Below are 22076 nucleotides of genomic sequence, written 5' to 3'. Positions count from 1 at the left end.
TACAATACTTTGCAAGCCAATCAAACTCTCCAGAATCATGATAAAATATATAAAGATAGTTGCGTTGTTTTTAGCATTGATCTTATTAATACCGATAGCAACCATCTACACACTACCTCACCTGATTAACACTGAAGCATTAAAAGCTCAAATTACAACTGCAGTCGAAACTCACACCGAACGGAAGCTCGCTATCCCCGGAAACATCAAATTTTCGTTTTACCCAAAAATAGAGCTCGAGATCAATAATCTGGAGTTAAGCAGCATAGAAGGCTTTGATGAGCAGCCCTTTGCTCGCATCGAAAAAATGGTTCTCAGAGTAAAACTACTACCACTATTACAGAACCAACTCTCTATTCAACATATTACCCTGAATCAATTGAAGCTGAACTTAAGTAAAAACAGCCACGATGAAAATAATTGGGACAGCATTATAAAAGCACTACAAAAAAACAGTTTATTCCAAAATCCCATCGAAAAACTTGAAATCAACCAAGCCACCATTCAGTGGAAAAACAACCTCATCAATACTTTTTATACAATAGACAATTTATTCATCGAAACAAACAAGCTTACATTCAATCATGCTTTCAAAGTAAAAAGCCGCTTCAATCTAACCACCCATCAAAACCAGTTCAGTAAAAGCATTGCTCTCACAAGCTATATAAAACTTGATCCAGATTTGAAACATTATGACTTCAATCAAAGTCACATCACCATACAGTCTAAAAACAAAAATTCACCCGCAGCAAAAGAGCTACCCCCTTTTATTTTCACAGCACAAGACACCACACTGAACCTTTCAAAACAAACCTTGTCAATACCCGCCTGGAGCCTGCAGTTGCTTGATGCTGAAATCCAAGGAGAGACTTCGGCGGTTTCCCTACTGAATTCACCTGAGTTCAGTGGAAAAATTAAAACTTCAAGTTTTAATCCGAGAGATATTTTTGAAAAACTTGGGTATGAATTTTATATCCCTAAAAACTCATCTGCACTCACAGAAGTATTAATAAAATCAAAGTACACCGCAACACTTGACTCTTTCATTGCGAATGATTTTTATATGCGTTTCGACAGTGCTATTTTAAAAGGTTTTATTGAAATTAATAGCTTCAATAATCCTGCTATTGATTTTTCATTGAATTTAAACAAACTGGCAATAAACCACTACGTGCCTGAAAAAAATTATCCAGTCGCTGAATGGCCTTTAAAAAGTTTAAGAAAACTGAACCTCAGAGGGATATTGAATATAGAGTCTCTTGGTGTTTCAAACATAACTGCAGGAGATGTTCAGATTGCTCTATTAGCAGAAAACGATCTCTTCCAGATCACTCGCCTTGAAAGCATTATTCATGGGGGTAAGCTTGAAGGGGAGATCACACTTAACATCAAAACAGACAAACCCACACTCAATGGCCACTTACAGATTATCGGCCTCAACCCACGCTCGATGCTGGAAGAGTGGAGTAAAATATCACTGGAAACACCCAATATTGATGCTTTGCACCGACTGGATCTTTCTCTTCAAATTGATTCCACCCAAATGCTCACCAAGCTCTCAAAAATAGAGGTAAAACTCGATAAAAGCAGCGCTGAAGGAGTATTAAATATAGCGCATGCCTCTACACCCAAAGTCACTACAAATTTCAATATAGATCATATCAATCTGGATCACTATCTTCACCAAGAACAGATCAAATACGGCACTCTATTCACAACAACAATATCAAACACATTAAATAGTACACTCAACATTGAACAACTCACCGCGTTTGGCCAAAAATGTGAAACCATTACAATACAAAAAATTGATATAGACACACAACCTTACTTGATCACAATCATACCCAAAAAGAGTAAAAAGAGAGAAATTAAAGGTGACCACTTTTCGAAGATTTTAGATACATTGATGAAAAGCCAGTGCTTGAAAGAGCCAATCTGAAACATGCGAACACATTTTTTTAGTCAAGCCCTGTTAACCTGGTTTGATCAGCATGGCCGACACCATTTACCATGGCAACTCAACCCAACACCCTATCGTGTATGGGTTTCAGAAATCATGCTACAACAAACCCAGGTCAACACAGTCATTCCATATTTTCAGCGGTTCATTGATCGTTTTTCAGATATACCCTCACTTGCCAATGCGACTCAAGATGAAGTTTTACACTTATGGAGCGGGCTCGGTTATTACGCCCGAGGACGTAACCTGCATAAAGCCGCACAATTTATAGCACATGAACTTGATGGTACGTTTCCTGACAAGATCGAAGAAGTCATCAAATTGCCAGGTATTGGCCGATCTACAGCAGGGGCTATTCTGGCCCAAGCATACCAGCAAAGACAACCTATTCTTGATGGTAATGTTAAACGTGTGCTATGCCGTTTTGATGCCATCCGAGGCTGGCCCGGCACGGCTTTTATTGAAAAAAAACTATGGCAGCTATCTGACCAGTACACACCACAAACACGTCCACGTGCATATACTCAAGCGATTATGGACTTAGGAGCCACTGTATGTATTCGCTCATCACCCCACTGCCCTCTTTGCCCCATACAAAAATTATGTTTAACCCGTCAGCAAAATTTTCAAGCCGAGCTTCCAACACCGCGCCCACGAAAAAAGCGCCCCACAAAAACTGCTTTTGCACTGATATTAAAAAATAAGAAAAATGAAATTTACTTGGAGCAGCGCCCATCCACAGGCATTTGGGGAGGTTTATGGAGCTTTCCTGAGCTCTCTAATGATAAAACCCTTTCAGAAAAAAATGCACACTATTTAGAAACGCAGCACCATGCCTTTAGCCATTACCACCTTAAACTGACACCAATTATCATCCAGACAGACAAACGATCACACACAACTCAAGACTCATCTACAGCAATTTGGTACAATCCCGCCCACTCAAACAAACTTGGTCTGGCCGCTCCGGTCAAACAGTTGTTAAATCAATTATTTTATAAGGAAAACAGTCCATGACACGCTTAGTCAATTGCGTAAAACTCAAAAAAGAAGCCGAAGGGCTTGACCGTGCACCCTATCCAGGAGAGCTTGGTAAAAAAGTTTATGAGAACGTCTCAAAAGAAGCATGGCAACAGTGGATACAGATGCAAACCATGCTTATTAATGAATATAGACTGGTGCTTGTTGAAGCCAAATCACGTAAGTATCTAGCAGAAGAGATGGAGAAATTCCTCTTCACAGATAACAGCGAACCCCCCGCAGCATTCACACCACCTGCGCCATAAATATAGTTCACTTTCCTCTTGACTCGATCAATGAAAAACTGTTTAATACCGCCACTTAACGCCCAGGTAGCTCAGTCGGTAGAGCAGGGGACTGAAAATCCCCGTGTCGGCAGTTCGATTCTGTCCCTGGGCACCAGTTTTACTCATTTATAAGCAAGTTAACAAACCATAATTGCGGAGAAGTCCATATACGTTCCTCAACCCAAGCTACAATTTGGAACCAGATTAGCATCACTTGATGCATTTCACTCTACCTCCGAGATCGATACCTAATTTAACTATGCGCCCTTTTTGTTAACCTTCGTTTTGCACTTATAATATATGCGAAATAGAGCAAGATCATGTAATACAATGCACCGCCTCCGCCTGTTTGAATCGTAGCTTCCACTACGCTTGCTTCTTTTTCAGCGATACTGACTTGACCAGGATCTTCAATTACAGAATTTGCCACACCATCATTATCATTAGGGCCGCCATCTTCAATGGTCAAACGCATACAGTAATGCCCTGGTGTCAACCCCGAAGTATAAACCGGATTACTGAGGATCGGGCAGCGACCTGGTTCACCCGGTGCAGAGGCAATAGCGTTATTACCATCCACCACAAAATCACGCCAGCCCGCTACCGGATCATATTTTCGATACCAGGCCCCCTCAGGAATTGCTGCCAGCTGCGGAATAACTATGTTGGCCGAATCACCCGGCTGGGTGAGACCATAAATTTCGAAGTCATAATAACCACTGACATTGGGCACTGTGTCAGTAGGATTCAAACCCGCACCGCCAAGGTTATCGCCGTAGTTAGTGATGTCATCCTGACTCACCTGTGCACCATCGGCACCAGCAGCAAAGGCAACATCTCCTAAGCGCAATTTCAAACCGGGATCGGTGGACATGATGTAGCTATCAGACTGGGTGGCAAGCTGCTGCAAGTAGTTCTCCTGCAACGAGCTACTGTCGAGATAATCGGCGATGCCATCCTGGTCACTGTCATTATAGGACTCAGCAGCATCATCAATGCCGTCGCCGTCGCTGTCGTTACTGCTGGAGAGAGTTGGTACAGTATCCACCACCTCCAATAATATCTCGGTCTCCGTTGACAGGGGCGAAGTACCGCTATCAGTCACCTTGACGTGCATATTGTAAAAACCAGGAGAAACCGAACTGGATAGGAAAGAGAAGATGGCATCAGTAGTAGTGCCGTCGATGTCAATCAAGGCGTTATCGGTCAGGCTCCAATCGTAGGTGAAGGTGTCACTTGGATTAGGGTCTTTCACAACGGCCTCAATCACTGGGTTGGCCAACGTGGTGACAATGGTGCGAGTGCTCACCGGCTGGCGCGCATCAAGGATGACGGAAGGGGCTTGGTTGCCCTCCATAAGAGTGACCGTATGAGCATTGTGTGTGCCTGCCTGAGCATTAGCCAACACCCCCATGGTAAAAATAATAGTTTCACCATCATCGCCTAAGCCATCATCAACGATGCTGATGCTTGATGTACTGGCTCGTTCAAATCCGGTAGATATCGTCAACGTACCATCATTGGCTGTATGATCTACACCAAAAACTGTAGATGTCGTACCGCCAATGAAGTAGGGAATCTGCGTCAAGCCAACAGCGGGACGGTCGAGCACTACCGTCAATATAAATGACCCTCCTTCGCCGACAACCTGATCAACAATGAAATTTGCAACAGGTAAAGCAGCCTGATCATTATCAATAATTGTTACTGTATCCGCAGCAGGCTGGTCGATAATGTAGGCGGCATTACTACTCAATGTGATTGTGACCGTCTCGTCACCTTCATTAACAGCATCATCAACCGGGATAACAGTAATGGTCGCCTGGCCATTGCCACTACCGATGATGACGCTGCCGCTCAATGCTGTGTAATCACTACCAACGCTGGCTGAACCACTCACGCTGTAATTGACTGTCAACGGAGCGACAGTACTGCCCACCCGCGTGATGGTGAAAGTAGCGTTATCAGGGCCTGTTTCGCTAGCGACGGCATCTGAAGCGGTAATGGTAACATTCTGCAGCAGATCATCATCACTGTTGCTCACTGTCACATCGGCTACCACCATGTTGTTGTAGCTGGTATCACTGCTACTCGCTGCCGTAGTAGATACGGCATAGGCGATATCACCGTCAATAACGGCATCATCCTGACCAACCACAACAACCGTCTGTGGTGTACTCCAATTGGCTGGTGTGAAGGTAAGTGCGCTGACAAAAAGCCTGCCTTCGGAGGTATCACTGCTAGTCAAGCCTATAGTGACATCAGCTGAAGGGGCGGCATCAAGTACAACAATAAAGCTATCGCTGGCACCCGCTTCGGTAGTGAGCAAACCACTGGTGGGGGTGACGGTGATACCGGACAGATCGTTGTCCAGATTGACAACCACCACGTCGGCGGCATCCAGAGCATTATAAGTGGCATCAGCGCTGACTGCTGCTGAGGTGATAACGGCATAGGAGATATCACCATCGACAACACCATCATCAACCCCTGTAATCGTGACAGTTTGCGGCATAGACCAGTCCCCCACAGTAAAGGTGAGTGTGCTGGGGTTCACCGCTCCCTCGCTCGTGTCACTGCTGGAGACGGGAATGGTCACACTCGCTGTTGGTTCTGTAGCCAATACAACAGTGAAACTGGCATCGGTCAGAGCTTCACTTGTCTGTAACCCTGTTGTGGGCGAAACCAAAATACTGGGAGTAGTAGAAGTGGCACTGAGATAAAGAAAAACCGCGCCCGCATTACTGCCACCAGTGGTATCGTAGAGATTAGCTCCTACGATAAAATCAGCAATACCATCTCCGTCAACATCGCCCGCACCGCTGACGGAGGCTCCAAATAGCGCCTGCTCCTGACCCATCGAGAGTGTCACCGAGGTGATTGACAGCCCCGTGGCAGATCCAAAAAAGAGCAACGCTGCACCCTCATTCTCCTGCTGAAGGTTGTAGTGAGTCGCTCCCCCCAGAATGTCATCGAAGCCGTCACCATTGATATCACCGATGCCGCTGACCGAGCTCCCCAACTGGGCATAGGGCTGCTCATTATCGAAAATCCAATCGGCTGTGGTAGAGAGGCCGCTGGCAGAGCCGTGATAGACAAACAGACGCCCGGCACTCAAGCGAGGGCTGAGGATTGACGGTGTGTCGAGATTGGCGCCAATCAGCACATCAGCAAAGCCGTCGCCGTTCACATCCCCCGCACTACTGACAGCAAAGCCGTAGTAATCGCCCGAAGAATCACCGCTCGATGTCCAGTCCGCTGCCGCTGCTGGGCCACTGGTGCTACCATGAAACAGGTAAACACGGCCCACGTCGGTACCGCCAGAGTCGTACTTACTGGCACCGAGAAGGATGTCGTCATAACCATCACTATTGATATCACCCGCACTGGCTACCGCATTGCCATAACCGGCACGCACGCGATCACCTTCGCCAATCCAGTCCGGACTCACAGAGGGACCCGTCGCCGAACCAAGATAGAGATAGACACGACCCGCATCCACATCGGCCGTATCGTAGCCGGGGGCTCCGATGAGGATGTCGGCAAAACCATCACCGTTCACATCCCCCGCCGAGGCGATGGCGCGACCAAAATAGGCGCGCACTTGACCACCATCCATCGTCCAGGCCGGTGTTGCCGCCAAACCGCTGGCCGAACCGTAGTAGAGGTAGACCCGCCCTTCACGAGTAAACGCACCGCTTAAACGGTAAGCGCTGATGAGCACGTCATCAAAACCGTCATTATTGACATCCCCTGCTCCCGCCACCGCACCACCAAAGAAGGGGTTGTTGCTATCACTCTCCGCGCTCCAGTCCGGCGTAGCCGCGATGCCGCTGGGTGAGCCGAGGTAGAGGTGGACACGCCCCTCCCGGTATTGACCATTTTCCTCCCCCGGCGCACCGATAATGAAATCGTCCCAACCATCACCGTTGACATCACCCACGCCACTGACCGAACGCCCAAACATGTCCAGCGCGCTCCCCCCCTCTATCACGGAAGGGGTGAGCTGGAATTCATCATCGATATTGGTAACGAATACATTGCTGACACTGGCACCATTATAGGGGCCACTGCTGCTGGCAAGATTGAGAATAAGGTAGGTGATATCACCATCCAGGTCGCCATCATCCACCCCCGTAATGATGACCGTTTGTGGTGTTTCAAAGTTGCTCGAATCAAAGATGAGCTGGTTGGTGGAGACAACGCCCTCCGAGGTGTCCTGGCTGGTGATATTGACGAGCAATACCCCTTCAGGGTCGGCATCCAGCCCCACTTCAAAGGAGCTACTCCCCCCCGCCTCCGTAGTCACAAGTGGTGGCGAGAGACGGGGGGTGACCGTAATGCAGGCACAATCGTCATCCAGAGTGGTCACCGAGCGGCTGGCGATGGTCATGCCATCGTAATCAGCATCGCCAGGACTGCTAACATTGAAGCTGATCACCGACGTCTGGCTACCGTCATCCAGGCGATCATCCACGCCAGTCATGGTCACCGTCTGCACCATATTCCAGTTCGCTGGTGTAAACAGCAGAGAGGTTGGTGAAACGGTGGCCTCGCCGAGATCGCTAGTGCTGACATCAATAGTGACATCCACCAACGGCGCTGTATCGAGCACCACGGTAAATGTCGAAGTCGAACCCGCTTCATTAACAATATGAGAGTCGTGGATCAAATGAGGTTCAACTGAGATATAAGGAGGGGGCGAGCTGCTCAGATAGGCGAAGGCCACACCGCGCTGCCCTGAAGTGCGGTGGTCGTAATTCGGTGCACCAACGATAAAATCGAGCTGGCCATCACCCTCCACATCACCCAGGGCGGCCACCGAGCGACCAAAATAAGCGTAACTCTGATCTCCCTCGAATTGCAAATCCGCCCCACCGTCACTTCGTGGCCCAGTAGCGGAGCCGTAATAGACCATCGCTGCGCCAGCATTATCGAAAGCGTTGTCGTAGCCGGGGAATCCGACGATGATATCGTCATAACTATCACCGTTCAGATCACCCAGTGAGGCCACCGGCAGCGGCAGTGTACTATTAGTCACGTTGCTCACCGTCCAGTCTGGCGTTGTTGAGGGCGGTGTGCTCCCGCCAAAATAGACAAAGGCTCGCCCCGTGGCCGGGCGACTGACAATGAGGTCGTCAAAGCCATCATTATTCGTATCACCCGCAGAGGCCACCGAACCGCCGAAACCGGCAAAGCTGCCCCCACCCTCGCTGGCACTCCAGACCGGGGCAGCACCAAGGCCGCTTGCCGAGCCGTAATAAAGTGTGGCGGTGGCCGTCCATCCGGTTCCCGCAATCAAATCGCCAAAACCATCACCATTCACATCACCCGCCCCTGACACCGCCCAGCCAATGCGGCCACTGGTAACGTTGCTCTCCACCGTCCAGGCCGCTTCATCAACACGAGCAATGCCATCGAAATCGTCATCGGCCAGACCACTGGCTGAACCGTGGTAAACGAAAATCTTACCCTCTTCAGACTCCCCGTTGGTGTAGCGATTCGCGCCGATAACGATATCGCTATAACCATCACCGTTAAAATCCTCACCGCCACTGATCGACCAGGCAAAAGAGGAGTTAGTTTGATCCCCGTAAACCATCCAGTCAGGCGAGCTGGCCAGGCCACTGCTTGAGCCGAAAAAGACCGCCACCATGCCGCCATTGGAAACCACATCGCTGTTGAGATAGTCAGCGATAACGATGTCACCAAAGCCATCACCATTGATATCCCCAGCCGAGCTGACAACATAGCCAAAACGCCGCCCCATCCGGTGAGTCCAGTCTGGCGTATTAGCCGAGCCACTGATCGCGCTGAATGAGCCGGTGGCAGATCCGTAGAACAGCGACACGGTGCCCGAGCCGACTGTTGCATTGCTCCCCACCAGTAGATCATCAAAGCCATCGCCATTCACATCCCCAGCGCTACTGACCGACCAACCCGCCTGAGGGACCGTCGATTCACTCTCCAGCAGCACCTGACGATGTGCGGCAAAAGAAGTTGCCGAGAATATTGCTGCGAGAAATAGCAAAATTCTGCTGACTATTTTATTGCAATTGTAAAAGGTCATCATGGGCAGGTGCCTGTAATAATTCCGCTGTCACACTTGGCTTCATTGCCAGGGCCGATGGGGTTCTGGTCTGGGTTCCAGTAAACATCCCATTCATAATTCAAGGGGTCAGCATCACCTGCTACGTAGCTGTAAGAACCCTCTTCAAAATCCCAATCACCATCTCTGATATTTCCATCACTCCAACAAGTCGTAGGGTTAGTGCATGCTGGGGTATAGGTGTAACGCCCTCCAGTCACTGTAGAATAGCCCGCCTGTCTGTCTGTCATCATGTCGAAATCACCTGCATTGGGGTAAGGTGTGGGCATGTCGGGATCAGTAATGATGAGAGTATTTTTGATTGTACCTGCGGTACTATCATCGTTATAACTAATGCTACTCATATCCAGTTCAAAGTCGCTGATCATCATTCCCGGCACATCATTGATGGTCTGGGTTATTTTTGGTTTGAAGGCCATCTCTTCTTTCAAGAACTCCGAACAGAATGCCTCCCCTCCGCAGCTCCAAGTTTGGGTATCTGCATCCCATATACCGCCCATCACTTGGCGTAATACCACTTTTGTCGGATCAGCTGAGCCGTTACCGGTATAGTCAAAGTTACGAGATGGATCCAATCCTAGCGGATCCCAACCGTTGCCACTCACAGTTTCAAGATCAGTATCCCTAGGAAAAAAATCCGATGGTTTGCCACCAGTTGCTGATAAAAGTCCGGACACAGGAACATAGCTTTCCATGGCAAAACCATTGGCAGGATCACCGACAATAATATGCCAATAGTTATTACCGTCAATGGAGACACGGCCCTGATAAAAAGGGGTGGTATCAGGGTCAATCGAGCCCTGACCGATAACGCACATACTGCTAGATTGCCCATCTATACCGCAATTGCCGGGAAAAATATTGCTGTACCCAGGTTCTAGCTGAAAATTAAGAGGAATATCCCCACTAAATGAAACGCTATTAAAATGAATTAAAAATAAGAGGAGAAGAGATGCTTTCAAACAAAAGCAACCAAAGGGTTTATTGGAAGGAGAATCATTGTCCCCATTCACAATTAACTGCGTCTTATTTTGAGTAAGTTTTTTCATCAAAATGAAATTATTCATAATTTATGAAATATGCAGGTTAGTGAGCCGGATAGCGCAGAGCCTTTCATAAAAGTCATTATGGTAATACCGTATTTCGCAAGAGACACTAAATACTATAGCGGCCAATTTAAAATTTTCAAAAATTTAGCTGCCTCTTGTTTAAATTCTGGCGTAAAGCTCTTTTTACTTCCCATTTTCCATACCTCGTTTTACTGGTGGAATATTTTACAATTCCCACCTTATTGGTTGGTACGGGATTATTAGACCACTACAAGTCGTTACTCTAAATCCCTTGGAACTTTATTCTACCACAGCACTTTACTTTCGACACTTCGGGACAAATACTATACGGTCAAATCTTTGAGAGTCCCTCAGCAAAGCTGGGGAGTTTACTCTATTTAGTTGCATTAGCCATTGGAAAGCGCTCAAAACTAAAATGGAAAAAGAAACTCCAAGTCACTCACACAATGACACTGACTGAACTCCGTTACATTGTTGCCGTTGCACGTACACGCCATTTTGGGCAAGCAGCACAGCAATGCTTTGTCAGCCAACCCACGCTCAGCATTGCCATTCGTAAGTTCGAAGACAAACTTGACCTGAAAATTTTTGAGCGAAAAACTGGTGAAGTCAGTTTAACACCGGTCGGCGAACGCATTGTGATTCAAGCACAACGCATACTGGAAGAAGCAGAGCAAATCAACAACATCGCTCAGCAAGGCAAAGACCCGCTCATTGAGCCGCTGCGCTTAGGTGCTATCTACTCCATTGCACCCTATTTATTACCTCGTTTTATTCCTGAAGTTCATCAACGCGCACCAAACATGCCGCTGCTTATTGAAGAGAACTACACCGCTGTACTCAGCGAACAGCTCAAACTGGGACAAAAAGATGCCATCATCATCTCTCTTCCTTTTGATGAACCTGGCATCCAGACACAGGCACTCTATGACGAACCTTTTGTGGTTGCACTTCCTGCCGAGCACCCATTAAATAAAGGCAACACGATTGATGGCAATCAGTTAGCTGATGAAAACCTATTTTTATTAGGTGCAGGGCACTGTTTTCGAGATCAAGTTTTACAACACTTCCCAGCGTTGGGTCAGGTCATCAATACCAATGCTCTGCAGCGTACGCTTGAAGGCAGTTCATTAGAAACTATTCGTCAGATGGTTGCTACAGGCGCAGGGATATCACTACTGCCTTGCACGGCCGCGACACAAAACGACCAAACACTTAACAAACTGGTAAGCTACCGTCCACTGACACCACCCGTACCTTCACGCCGTATTGCACTCGCATGGCGTAAACAGTTCCCTCGCCCTGAAGCCGTTGAAGTGATTCGTCAATCCATTCTATCGGCCACACCTGACTGTGTTAATCGACTTAATATCTTGACCAATTTATCCGATACAAAGTAAACAGCACACATCAGTTAATAGCTATTTTCTATTCATCTAATAAAAACAATCAATTTAACAAATAGCCAATTTCCTTCTAACATACTCTTTACCTACTTAAACAACGGAGAAAAACAGACCATGCTTGCAAACAAAGAAGGCCAAAAAGTCCCTCAAGTCATATTCCCAACACGTCAAAACAATGATTGGGTCAATATCACCAGTGATCAAATATTCAAAGGAAAGAGTATCATCCTATTTTCATTACCTGGCGCATTTACACCCACCTGCTCCAGCAGCCATGTGCCTCGCTTTAATGAACTGGCTGCAACATTCAAAAAAAATGGTGTTGATGAAATCATCTGCATGTCCGTCAATGACACTTTTGTAATGAATGAATGGAAAGAAAACCAACACGCTGAACACATCACTTTTATTCCTGATGGCAATGGTGAGTTTACCGATGGCATGGGTTTATTGGTTGATAAAAATGACCTTGGCTTTGGAAAACGCTCATGGCGTTACTCCATGCTGATCAAAGACGGCGTGATCGAAAAAATGTTTATCGAACCCGATATGCCCGGTGACCCATATGAAGTTTCGGATGCCGACACCATGCTTGATTACATCAATCCAGATGCAGAAAAACCTGCTGATGTTGTCATGTTTACTAAACCGGGCTGCCCATTTTGCGCGAAAGCCAAAGGTATTTTGCGTGATGCCAACGTTGATTTTGAAGAGATTGAACTCAATAAAAATATCACCGTTCGTGCGGTACGTGCCGCAACAGGCTCAGATACTGTTCCACAAGTGTTTGTTAATGGTAAATATTTAGGCAATTCAGAAGCTGTTGCCAAACACTTTAAAGTTGCATAAAAGGCGAGTAAAGTTACTGCTGATTCCTCGGGCAACCTCCGGAGAACCAGCAACTGCCCTATAATGCTTCACGGAGAAAGAAACATGACCAGTCACTATGATTTAATCGCCATTGGTGGTGGTAGCGGTGGACTTGCTGTTGCTAAAAAAGCTGTTGAATTTGGTAAAAAAGTGGCCATCGTAGAAGGCCATAAATTAGGAGGCACCTGCGTCAATGTTGGCTGTGTTCCGAAAAAAGTCATGTGGTACGCCGCTCACATTGCCCATGCGGTATCTGATGCACCAGGGTTTGGTATTCAAGTTCAAAATCAAGAGTTTGACTGGAAAACGCTCATAGAAGGTAGAGATCGCTATATCAGCATGATCAATGCCAGTTGGAATCGGACGATCGACAGTCAAGGTATTGACAAAATTGATGGCTTTGCCCACTTTGTCAATTCAAACACTATCGAAGTCAACGGTAATCAATATACAGCGGATCACATTGTGATCGCCACGGGCGGCCAACCTATCGTGCCAGTTCTGCCTGGTGCTGATCTGGGGATCACATCCGATGGCTTTTTTAAACTACACACACAGCCAAAAAAAATAGCGATTATCGGCGGTGGTTATATTGCCATTGAGCTTGCGGGAGTCATGCAGGCACTGGGCTCACAAGTTGAGCTCATACTACGAAGCGAAAAGGCACTAAAAGAGTTTGACCCACTCATCGGAAATACTGTGATGGATAACCTGAAAAAACAGGGTGTCACGATTCACACTAATTTTAAAATTTCCAAGTTAGTAGAAGACAAAAGCAACATCACTATTCATGCACAGGATGGCCGCTCCATCAAAGCATGTGAATCAGCCATTTGGGCCATTGGCCGCAGAGCGAATACCAAACAACTCAACCTGTCTTCTGCCGGAATTAAAACACAACCTAATGGCAATATCCCGGTTGATGAGTATGAAAACACCAATATAAAGAGTGTTTATGCGATTGGTGATATCACGGGTAAAGCGGCGCTTACTCCCGTTGCAATTGCTGCAGGACGTAAACTGGGTGAAAGACTCTTTGGAAACAATCAAAGCAGCAAGCTTGATTATGAAAATATTCCCACCGTTATGTTTGCCCATCCACCAGCAGGCACAATCGGCCTTACCGAATCCCAGGCGCGTGAAAAGCATGAAAAAATCACAACGTACACTACACGATTTACCCCCATGCGCTACGCACTTTCAGAGCACGGATTTAAAACAGCAATGAAGCTTGTTTGCAGTGGAGATAGTGAAAAAGTTGTGGGTATTCACCTGGTTGGAGATGGTGTTGATGAGATGTTGCAAGGCTTTTCCATCGCGGTTAAAGCCGGGCTTACCAAGCAAGATTTTGATGATACGGTGGCCATTCACCCCACAAGTTCTGAAGAGTTGGTGACTTTAAAAGTGGCCGATTAAAAGTACTCATACCACCCCAAAAACTTGTCAATTTTTTTTACATACATGAGTGAATCAAAAAAGAACTGGTAGTTTTTATTTTTAAAATCAAGTGCTTAAAAATGTGGCACACTAATTGCTTTAGATTTCAATGTCTGATTAACCATATAACCTTTAGAGAGTGAAAAATGAAAAAATTATTATTTGCGTTCATGTTAATTTTTGGAGCGGCTGGAGCTGCAAACGCAAGTGTTGTTTACACCGACACATATAACTCAGGTGCTAAAATGTCTGGTAATTGGTTGCCATGGCTTTCTGACGACAGCATTTCCTGGCAGTTTAATATTCTTGATGATGGCTATAACCCCGCAAACCAAGAGATTACTTCGGCTACAATTGGACTTAACCTTAAGGATGATGGCGGATGGTTTGATTTCTGGGAATTTGCTAGCCTGAATGTAGGTACAAATTCATTTTTTTGGGAAGTTGATACTGGAACAAGTAGCTTTACCGTAGATTCTCTTATGGTTCTGAACAATACGGGTTTGCTGGATGTAACATTGACGGCAGAAATAGGAGATTTCTACTTCAACTCTGCAACATTAACAGCGCAAACCCAACCTGTTCCTGAGCCAGCGGCTCTTGCTCTGCTGAGCCTTGGTTTATTGGGCTTTGGTATCATGCGTCGCCGAACAGAAACGCTGTGATACATTAAAATCACATCGAAACTCGCTTGATGAAACCCCGCTTTATGCGGGGTTTTTTATGTCGAAAACAGATTAAATTCCTGAAGTATCTGCTAAACTCCAAACGAGTCACCTGTCAAACTTAAAAAACTGACCCATGGAAACATTTTCTCTGCAATGGCAGACCCCTTTATGGTTGATTTTTCTTGCGGCTCCTTGGCTACTTCAGCGATGGAGAAAGCGCCATTTCGTACAAAAAAGCTTACTGCAGTTTGCTGATCAAAAGCTCTGGCCATGGCTGACCACTGACTATACTGTAGTTAAGAAAAGCTCGCCTAGTATATGGATCGCGGCCTGGAGCTTAGGTATCATCGCATTGGCTGGGCCATTCGTTATGACCAACCAAGACACCTCTACCGTACGTACAGGTGTTGATATTGTTGTGATTGTTGATATATCACCTTCCATGCAAGTTACAGATACGCCCCCAAGCCGCCTTGCACGCAGCAAACTGGAGTTGAGCGATTTTATTCAAACACTCAAAGGGGATCGTATCGCACTGATCACTTTTTCAGCCAATGCCTATCCGGTACTGCCCCTCACCTTTGATTACAATACATTTCTTTATTTTACCAACGCACTCGAACCTTCACTGGTCACAAAAAAGGGATCTAACTTGGGGCAAGCGTTAATTGAGGCCGAAAAGCTTCTCAATCAAGGGGGAAAAAATGGACGCGCTATCATCTTGTTAAGTGATGGTGAAATTCATAATCAAGCTGCGCTTGAAGTCGGACAAAACAACCAACAAAGCCCACTGTTTATTTTAGGAATGGGCACACAGAGTGGAGGCCCGATTCCTGATCAATCGGGGCGTTTTATCCGTCAAAATCAAGAGTTGGTCATATCCCGTTTGCAACCAGAAAAGCTATTATCACTCACTCAACCTGAAAATTATATCTCATTAAAAAATGATGATAGTGACTGGCAAACCCTCATGAAAAATCTTCGTCAACAAACAGAAACAAACTACTACCCCACGCAAGTGATGACAAATAAAATCGAACTTTTTCCATGGTTGCTTTCAATCAGTTTGTTACTGTTTTTGTATCAAGGAATGCGCCGTTTCAACTCAATACTGCCTCTGATTTTATTGCCCGTGCTATCAGCAACTCCTAACCCAAGCCATGCCAATGTATGGCAAGAACAGCAAGCACATAGTGCACTGGAAAATGGCAATTACCCGCAAGCCATACAATATTACCAAACGATTGGTACTTACAACGGCTATATGGGGCTAGGCGCGGCCTATTATCGACAACAAAAATGGCAAGAATCAATCCATGCTTATCAACAAGCATTTGAACTAGCTGACACGAATGATCAACGCGCTCATTCATCATTCAACGAAGCTAACGCACTGGCTAAGCAGCAACAGTTTGAGAAAGCACAAACTGCCTACCAAAGAGCGCTGCATTGGAAAAAAAACTATAAAGAAGCCATATTAAATTTGAATTTAATCAAAACACTATTACCATTACGAGGCAACTCAAATAAAGAGACTCAACCTTCACCACAAAACAGACTCGCAGAGACAGGCTCGATTGATCCAACACTGATTGGAGAAGAGGAGATGGCTCAGCAAGAAAGGCTTACTAAAGCAGAGCAACAGATGAATGCACTCAATGCCCCACCCAACCCGCTGCTTAAATATCGTTTTTTGGAGCATGACAAACAAAGCATGACCACCTCCAAGGAAAATCCATGGTAATCAGAACCCTCACCTTTCTGATTTTAATTTTATCAAGCCATGCCACGCTCTCTGCCACATTCAGCGCTGAAGTTGACCGCACTCAAATTACGACAGAAGAGCACCTACTGCTCAAACTGACATTAACCAACAGTGATACACGCCTACGTGCTCAAGGTGTTTCACCCAATATTGATTTATCACGACTCACTCCCCTGTTTGACCTGGGTACACCGCGCGCTGAAAATCGTTTTAATATCTATCGCAATCACGGCCGTTCAACATCCAGCATCAGCATTGAGCTATTCCCTAAAAATTCGGGACAATTCACCATTCCATCTTTTTCAATTGAAGATTTAAAAACTGAAGCCATCATCATCAATATTATTGAAACCCAAAACCCTGCTCCAGAAATTTTTATAAAGAGTGGCTTGTCTCATGAAACGGTTTGGCTGAACCAACAATTTACTGCATACATTGATCTTTACCATCGCACTTCACTCAGTGAAGCCAAGCTTGGTGGAGAGCTGGATTCAGAACCTTTTATCATGGATACATTCAAACTACCCCAATCTGAACGACAAGAGAGTAGCGAGGGGTTCAACTACAATGTTACACGCATTTCATGGGCTGTTTTCCCTTCACGAAGTGGCGACCAAACCCTCTATCTCCCTGATCTCTGGGTTACCACCCAAAGTGGGCGCAAGCAACGTTTTCCTGTGCAAAAACAGCTCATCAAAGTCAAACCACTTCCAGCTACGGCCCCCCCCAATATTATTGTTGGCCGCATCACACTCAAACAAACTGAATTAGACAATATACCCACTGCGGGTCAACTCTCTTCATGGCAAGTCACTCTGAGCACCAATGCTCTTGAAAGCACACTTCCCAGAGCATTGGTGGGCACACACCCCGAAACACCTCAGCTTAAACTCTATCGAGATGCACCACGCATTCAAAAAAACAAAAGCACCAAAACACTCAAGTACACTGCAACCTATCTATTTTCACTCATGCCCGTGACAGCAGGCCGTTATACTCTGCCTTCTATAGAAGTTCAATTCTTTGACCCTGACACAGGCCAAGTCAACAAAGCCACACTCAATGGCACTGAGATACAAGTCGCACCCTCATCATCAATCCAACCAACTCAAATGGCGATTGTAGCCACTGAAAACCACCCTCAACCCTCTTCAACCCATCCATTATTGATCTGGCAGTGGCTGACGATCATATTCGCCCTGCTATGCGTGATTATTTCTATACTGTGGCAACGAGATCGCCTCACTCGAACCAAAGCATCAACCACTCAAAAGCCCCGTTCAAAACCAGCGCTTGCATCATCCCCAAAATCATTACTTCTGAATGCATTTAACAGCCAAACACTGGAGCAAGGCTTAAACCAATGGGAGCAACATCACGAAATTGACCCTGAAATCAGAAACGTCGTCAGTACCGTACAAAAAGCGAGCTATCGCAATGGCGATATGCCCAGTGATATAACCATTGCTCGTACCATAAAGAGAATAAAACAGGCAAGCGTGACAAAAAATACAAACGCCTCCACAGAGAACTTTTACCCATAAAGAGACTCTGATGAATGCACACACAAACAGATTAAACAACACAAGGAAACCTCATATGGAACACAAATTGCCCGAGCTGCCTTATGCGATGAATGCGCTTGCACCCACTATTTCCCAAGAAACGCTGGAATACCACTATGGCAAACACCACAAAGCTTATGTCACCAATTTGAATAACTTGATCAAAGGCACCGAATTTGAAAATGCTTCGCTGGAAGAGATCATCAAAAAATCTTCTGGAGGTCTATTCAATAATGCGGCTCAGGTCTGGAATCATACATTCTACTGGAACAGCTTAAGCCCTAACGGTGGAGGCAAACCTTCAGGCACACTGGCTGATGCCATTAATGCCGAATTTGGTTCATTCGAAGCCTTCAAGGAAAAATTCTCAACGTCTGCCGCAACGAATTTTGGGTCAGGCTGGACTTGGCTGGTTAAAAACCAGAGCGGCTCTTTAGAAATTGTGAACACCAGTAATGCGGGTTGCCCACTCACAGACGATAAAATTCCGTTACTGACTTGCGATGTTTGGGAGCATGCATACTACATCGACTACCGTAATGTTCGCCCCAAATATATCGAAGCATTCTGGAGTTTGGTCAACTGGGACTTCGTTGCTTCTAATTTTTAAATCAATGAGATTATAAAAATATTTTAATATTATGAATATATGATTGACACTTATGCATTCCCACGTGGGAGCGTGGGAACGAGAGTAAATGATAAGATAATAATGAAAATGTATAACCTACTGTGTACTGTGCTGTCTGTCCAGTCATTCGGCTGATAATATCACTGGTGGCTCTAATGTGTGGCATTTTATTATTGTTTTAACCTATGGAAATTCTATGGTGGGTTTTGGCGGGTTGAAACTGATACTTGAGTTTTCCTTGCTATTGAACTCTATAGAATATTCTATATAGGGCTGAAAATATCGCTGTAATTTCGGCGGTATGCTGAAGCTGTAGGTTTTATCATTGTACATGTTTTTTGAATTATCATTTCCGAGAACATAGGTTCCCGTGCCCGCTTTTTGAATGAGGATTTCAGTTGGCGCGTTTTTATAATCTAAAAAACTACAATTCTGTTCAACTGTTAACAAACTTAGACCCGGTAAAAAATTTGATTTGATCTGGACATATCTTGGTGTTGACACAAAACCGGTCAGCCCTTGTGCGGCTGATTTTGATCGGTAAACGATACGATTCAGATCATCGAAAGATGCTCGCAATTTTGCATCTTCTTTATTAAAATATTTTGCAAATATTCTCTCCTCTATGCCTTGCTTTGAATAATTTATTTGGTTTCGGGGTACATAAACATGAACGCTGTCATCAAGGTATAAGTGGATGTAACAATCTATTTGGCCGATTTCAGGCCGCACTTCAAACGCGATTGCCGCCAGGCCGGGATCTAATTCTATCGCTTTTTCTTCGGATAATTGGAAACGCTTGGCGAAGTCCTGGCCGTAACTGTAGATAAACAGCGGACTATCTCTATGCAGCTTGCCAATCAATAGTTCATTAGGTATCGGTTTATTATTTTGCGAGGAATTATCACAAGCGGTGACCAGCAAAAACGATAAGATAATAATGAGAATGTATTTCGTGTTTGTATTCATCATTCTTTCTTTGATTATAATGTGTCCGTTAGTTTGTAACCCAGCAAAAACCCATGAAATTCACCATCCCAAGTCTTCTAAAGTCCACGGTATATTCGCCATGGCATTGAACATGTTTTCAATACTGTGTTGTTCAAAAATGCGTGACGCAATGGTTCCTTTTCCCCAGTTATCCACATATACGCCAGTTCTTTTGCCAATATGTGACCCCGTCATTCGACTGATAACATCACCGGTAGATCGAATGTGTAGCATTTTATCTTTTTTTACTGACGCAAGATCATACATATTCAATAACGTCAGTATATTGGAATAGAATTTTCCTGAAACAAAGACGTTGCGCATTCCCGGTGAATTAAACGTAACCGTTGGTAGCCCGCCGTTATCCGCTGACAACAACGACGCGAGTGCGCCTCCTAAAGAGTGTCCCGTTAAATAGAGTGTGTAAGGTGATTGAAGTCTTCCAGCAATATCTAGTGCTTTAGTATAAGCTTTTTCTGCGTCAAGCAATTGATGAGGTCTTCTTCTAATGGCTATTTCTGCATTGGCTAAAAAATCGCTTTTATCCCCAGCATTGCCGTCTGTCCCTCTGAAAGCTAAAACGGCTTCGTTTAATTCCACGTTTAGAAATAGCGATGCAGAAAAGCCAAGGCCGGATTCATCGCCGGAACGATCTACTTTCGCCCAGTCGCCATAACGGATTTGATTCGAATAATAAGCCATCGCGGAAAACTTCGCTAAGTCTCTTATTGATGCCATAATTACCTCCGACTATTAAGTAGTTAATTATTATTAAATGATGGAATATACCACATGTGCACTTCAGGATTGTATCGACAACATCACATGTGTAGAGCTCGGTGTTTTTCACAAATTCATCCCGATCTGTAACAATAGTTGGTAGTGTCTCAAAGCTGTTTTGAACCAATATGGTCAAAAAAATGTTTCTAAGCCGGTAAAGAGATGCACTCTGTCGGCTCCCTTGGCATCACATATTTCTACCATAAAAAATTTCAACCATTTCATGCCGTAATAATTCCGTAACCCTATTCGCCTCACTTTCAGAGATATTTTTATCATCTTTATTGAACAGGTAATTATCCAGAATAAAGTCCTTCAGCATCATTTTGGTATGAAAGATATTTTCCTGATACATATTCACATCAATTATTTCATAGGCTTTTTTTGTATTATCTGCAATAAAATTCTGAATCGAATTAATTTCGTGATCAATAAAGTGCTTCTCTCCAAACACATCACGAGTAAAACCGCGCACTCGATAATCCATTGTTACAATATCTGAATCAAAACTATGAATAAGATAGTTCAAAGCTTTTAGTGGTGAAATACGGCCACAAGTAGAGACATCAATATCCACTCGAAAAGTGCTTATACCTTTGTCAGGATGATACTCAGGATAAGTATGCACCGTTAAATGACTTTTATCGAGATGTGTCACCACAGATTCGGGTAGTGGCCCAGGGGATTCCGAATTTGACAATGCTTCCGCCACAATAGGCTCTTCAGAAACCAGCATTGTCACACTCGCCCCCTGAGGCTCATAATCCTGATGTGCAATATTAAGAATAGTGGCGCCAATAATATTGGCCACTTCATTTAAAATACTCGTGAGCCGCTTAGCGTTATACTCTTCATCAATGTATTCGATATATTGATTACGTTCAGCCTTCGTTTTGGCGTAACAAATATCATAGATGTTAAAGCTCAAAGTTTTAGTGAGATTATTAAATCCGTGCAGCTTTAACTTCAGAGGTTTTTCCATCTAAAACAGTTCCTACTTCTTAAAAATTACTCTGATACAATGCAAAAATCGTGGCTCATTTCAACTGATTTACCCAGCATGATTGATGCCGAGCAATATTTTTCTGATGACAGATCAACGGCACGTTTAACCACACTCTCTTTAAGCTCAGAGCCCGTTACAATAAAGTGCACATGAATTTTAGTAAATACTTTAGGCTCAAAATCAGCACGCTCTGCTGCAATCTCTACTTTGCAATCCTTTACCAATTGTCGGGATTTTTTTAATATATGGATAACGTCATAAGTGATACATCCACCCAAACCGAGCAGTAACATTTCCATAGGACGAAAACCCATATTACGCCCTCCTCCTTCAGGTGGCCCATCCATCACCACAGCGTGCCCACTACCAGACTCACCTAAAAACATGGCATTCTCTATCCATTTAATGCAAACTTTCACTCACTTCTCCCGATATTAAGTTAGTATAATCATTTTTAATTTTGATAATATTACCAAAGTTACTTTACATATAAAGTACCTATTTATAAT

The 22076-nt window shown here is 44.8% G+C and carries 16 protein-coding genes and 1 tRNA gene; 11 read left to right on the top strand and 6 right to left on the bottom strand.

The genetic code is table 11. From position 1 onward, the window contains the following. Window positions 1–37 precede the first annotated feature (37 nt). The 4 genes from L3J70_02850 (at window position 38) to L3J70_02835 (ending at window position 3385) form a co-directional block, all read left to right on the top strand. Window positions 38–1942, top strand: coding sequence for an AsmA family protein (locus L3J70_02850; protein MCF6235309.1), 1905 nt, complete (start codon window positions 38–40; stop codon window positions 1940–1942). Between the two features lie 3 nt (window positions 1943–1945). Continuing rightward, window positions 1946–2980, top strand: a complete 1035-nt coding sequence (mutY, locus tag L3J70_02845) for an A/G-specific adenine glycosylase (protein ID MCF6235308.1) — start codon at window positions 1946–1948, stop codon at window positions 2978–2980. After that, window positions 2977–3249, top strand: coding sequence for an oxidative damage protection protein (locus tag L3J70_02840; protein ID MCF6235307.1), 273 nt, complete (start codon window positions 2977–2979; stop codon window positions 3247–3249). Before mutY ends, L3J70_02840 begins: the two co-directional genes overlap by 4 nt. 60 nt (window positions 3250–3309) lie before the next feature. After that, window positions 3310–3385: transfer RNA gene (locus L3J70_02835), tRNA-Phe, on the top strand. Window positions 3386–3523: 138 nt separating this feature from the next. Here L3J70_02835 and L3J70_02830 read toward each other — a convergent pair. Together L3J70_02830 and L3J70_02825 are read right to left on the bottom strand one after the other, a co-directional pair. After that, entirely contained in the window at window positions 3524–9343 is a 5820-nt protein-coding gene (locus tag L3J70_02830; protein ID MCF6235306.1) for an FG-GAP-like repeat-containing protein, read from the bottom strand. Beyond that, window positions 9340–10197, bottom strand: a complete 858-nt coding sequence (locus L3J70_02825; GenBank protein ID MCF6235305.1) for a hypothetical protein — start codon at window positions 10195–10197, stop codon at window positions 9340–9342. Before L3J70_02825 ends, L3J70_02830 begins: the two co-directional genes overlap by 4 nt. A gap of 698 nt (window positions 10198–10895) precedes the next feature. On the opposite strand from L3J70_02825, the gene L3J70_02820 reads away from it, so the two are divergent. The 7 genes from L3J70_02820 (at window position 10896) to L3J70_02790 (ending at window position 18770) form a co-directional block, all read left to right on the top strand. Further along, a complete protein-coding gene (locus tag L3J70_02820; protein ID MCF6235304.1) occupies window positions 10896–11849 on the top strand; it encodes a hydrogen peroxide-inducible genes activator in 954 nt (317 codons plus the stop codon). Between the two features lie 120 nt (window positions 11850–11969). Then, on the top strand, window positions 11970–12704 hold the full coding sequence (locus tag L3J70_02815; GenBank protein ID MCF6235303.1) for a glutathione peroxidase: 735 nt from the start codon (window positions 11970–11972) through the stop codon (window positions 12702–12704). Between the two features lie 84 nt (window positions 12705–12788). Further along, on the top strand, window positions 12789–14141 hold the full coding sequence (gorA, locus tag L3J70_02810; GenBank protein ID MCF6235302.1) for a glutathione-disulfide reductase: 1353 nt from the start codon (window positions 12789–12791) through the stop codon (window positions 14139–14141). Between the two features lie 167 nt (window positions 14142–14308). Further along, complete coding sequence (locus L3J70_02805) at window positions 14309–14827, top strand: PEP-CTERM sorting domain-containing protein (protein ID MCF6235301.1); 519 nt, start codon at window positions 14309–14311, stop codon at window positions 14825–14827. A 136-nt stretch (window positions 14828–14963) separates the two neighbouring features. Next, the gene (locus L3J70_02800; GenBank protein ID MCF6235300.1) at window positions 14964–16574 is read left to right on the top strand and encodes a VWA domain-containing protein; all 1611 of its coding nucleotides are present in this window, start codon (window positions 14964–14966) and stop codon (window positions 16572–16574) included. After that, window positions 16568–18139 (top strand): BatD family protein, encoded by a 1572-nt coding sequence (locus L3J70_02795; protein ID MCF6235299.1) that lies wholly within the window; start codon window positions 16568–16570, stop codon window positions 18137–18139. Before L3J70_02800 ends, L3J70_02795 begins: the two co-directional genes overlap by 7 nt. 55 nt (window positions 18140–18194) lie before the next feature. Continuing rightward, window positions 18195–18770, top strand: a complete 576-nt coding sequence (locus L3J70_02790; GenBank protein ID MCF6235298.1) for a superoxide dismutase [Fe] — start codon at window positions 18195–18197, stop codon at window positions 18768–18770. 204 nt (window positions 18771–18974) lie between these two features. On the opposite strand, the gene L3J70_02785 is transcribed toward L3J70_02790, so the two are convergent. From L3J70_02785 to L3J70_02770, 4 genes are all read right to left on the bottom strand, one after another. After that, the gene (locus L3J70_02785; GenBank protein ID MCF6235297.1) at window positions 18975–19760 is read right to left on the bottom strand and encodes a hypothetical protein; all 786 of its coding nucleotides are present in this window, start codon (window positions 19758–19760) and stop codon (window positions 18975–18977) included. 60 nt (window positions 19761–19820) lie between these two features. Then, complete coding sequence (locus L3J70_02780; GenBank protein ID MCF6235296.1) at window positions 19821–20519, bottom strand: DUF2974 domain-containing protein; 699 nt, start codon at window positions 20517–20519, stop codon at window positions 19821–19823. A gap of 229 nt (window positions 20520–20748) precedes the next feature. Next, window positions 20749–21543 carry an adenosylmethionine decarboxylase gene (speD, locus tag L3J70_02775; protein ID MCF6235295.1) on the bottom strand — a complete coding sequence of 265 codons (795 nt, stop codon included), beginning with the start codon at window positions 21541–21543 and terminating at the stop codon, window positions 20749–20751. 26 nt (window positions 21544–21569) lie between these two features. Then, entirely contained in the window at window positions 21570–21986 is a 417-nt protein-coding gene (locus L3J70_02770) for an OsmC family protein (protein MCF6235294.1), read from the bottom strand. Window positions 21987–22076 lie beyond the last annotated feature (90 nt).

This window comes from Gammaproteobacteria bacterium (genome assembly GCA_021648145.1).
In the GTDB taxonomy this organism is placed as follows: Bacteria; Pseudomonadota; Gammaproteobacteria; order JAADGQ01; family JAADGQ01; genus S141-38.
Note: the sequence above shows the minus strand (reverse complement) of the source record. Positions and strands in the feature narration are given on the sequence as shown.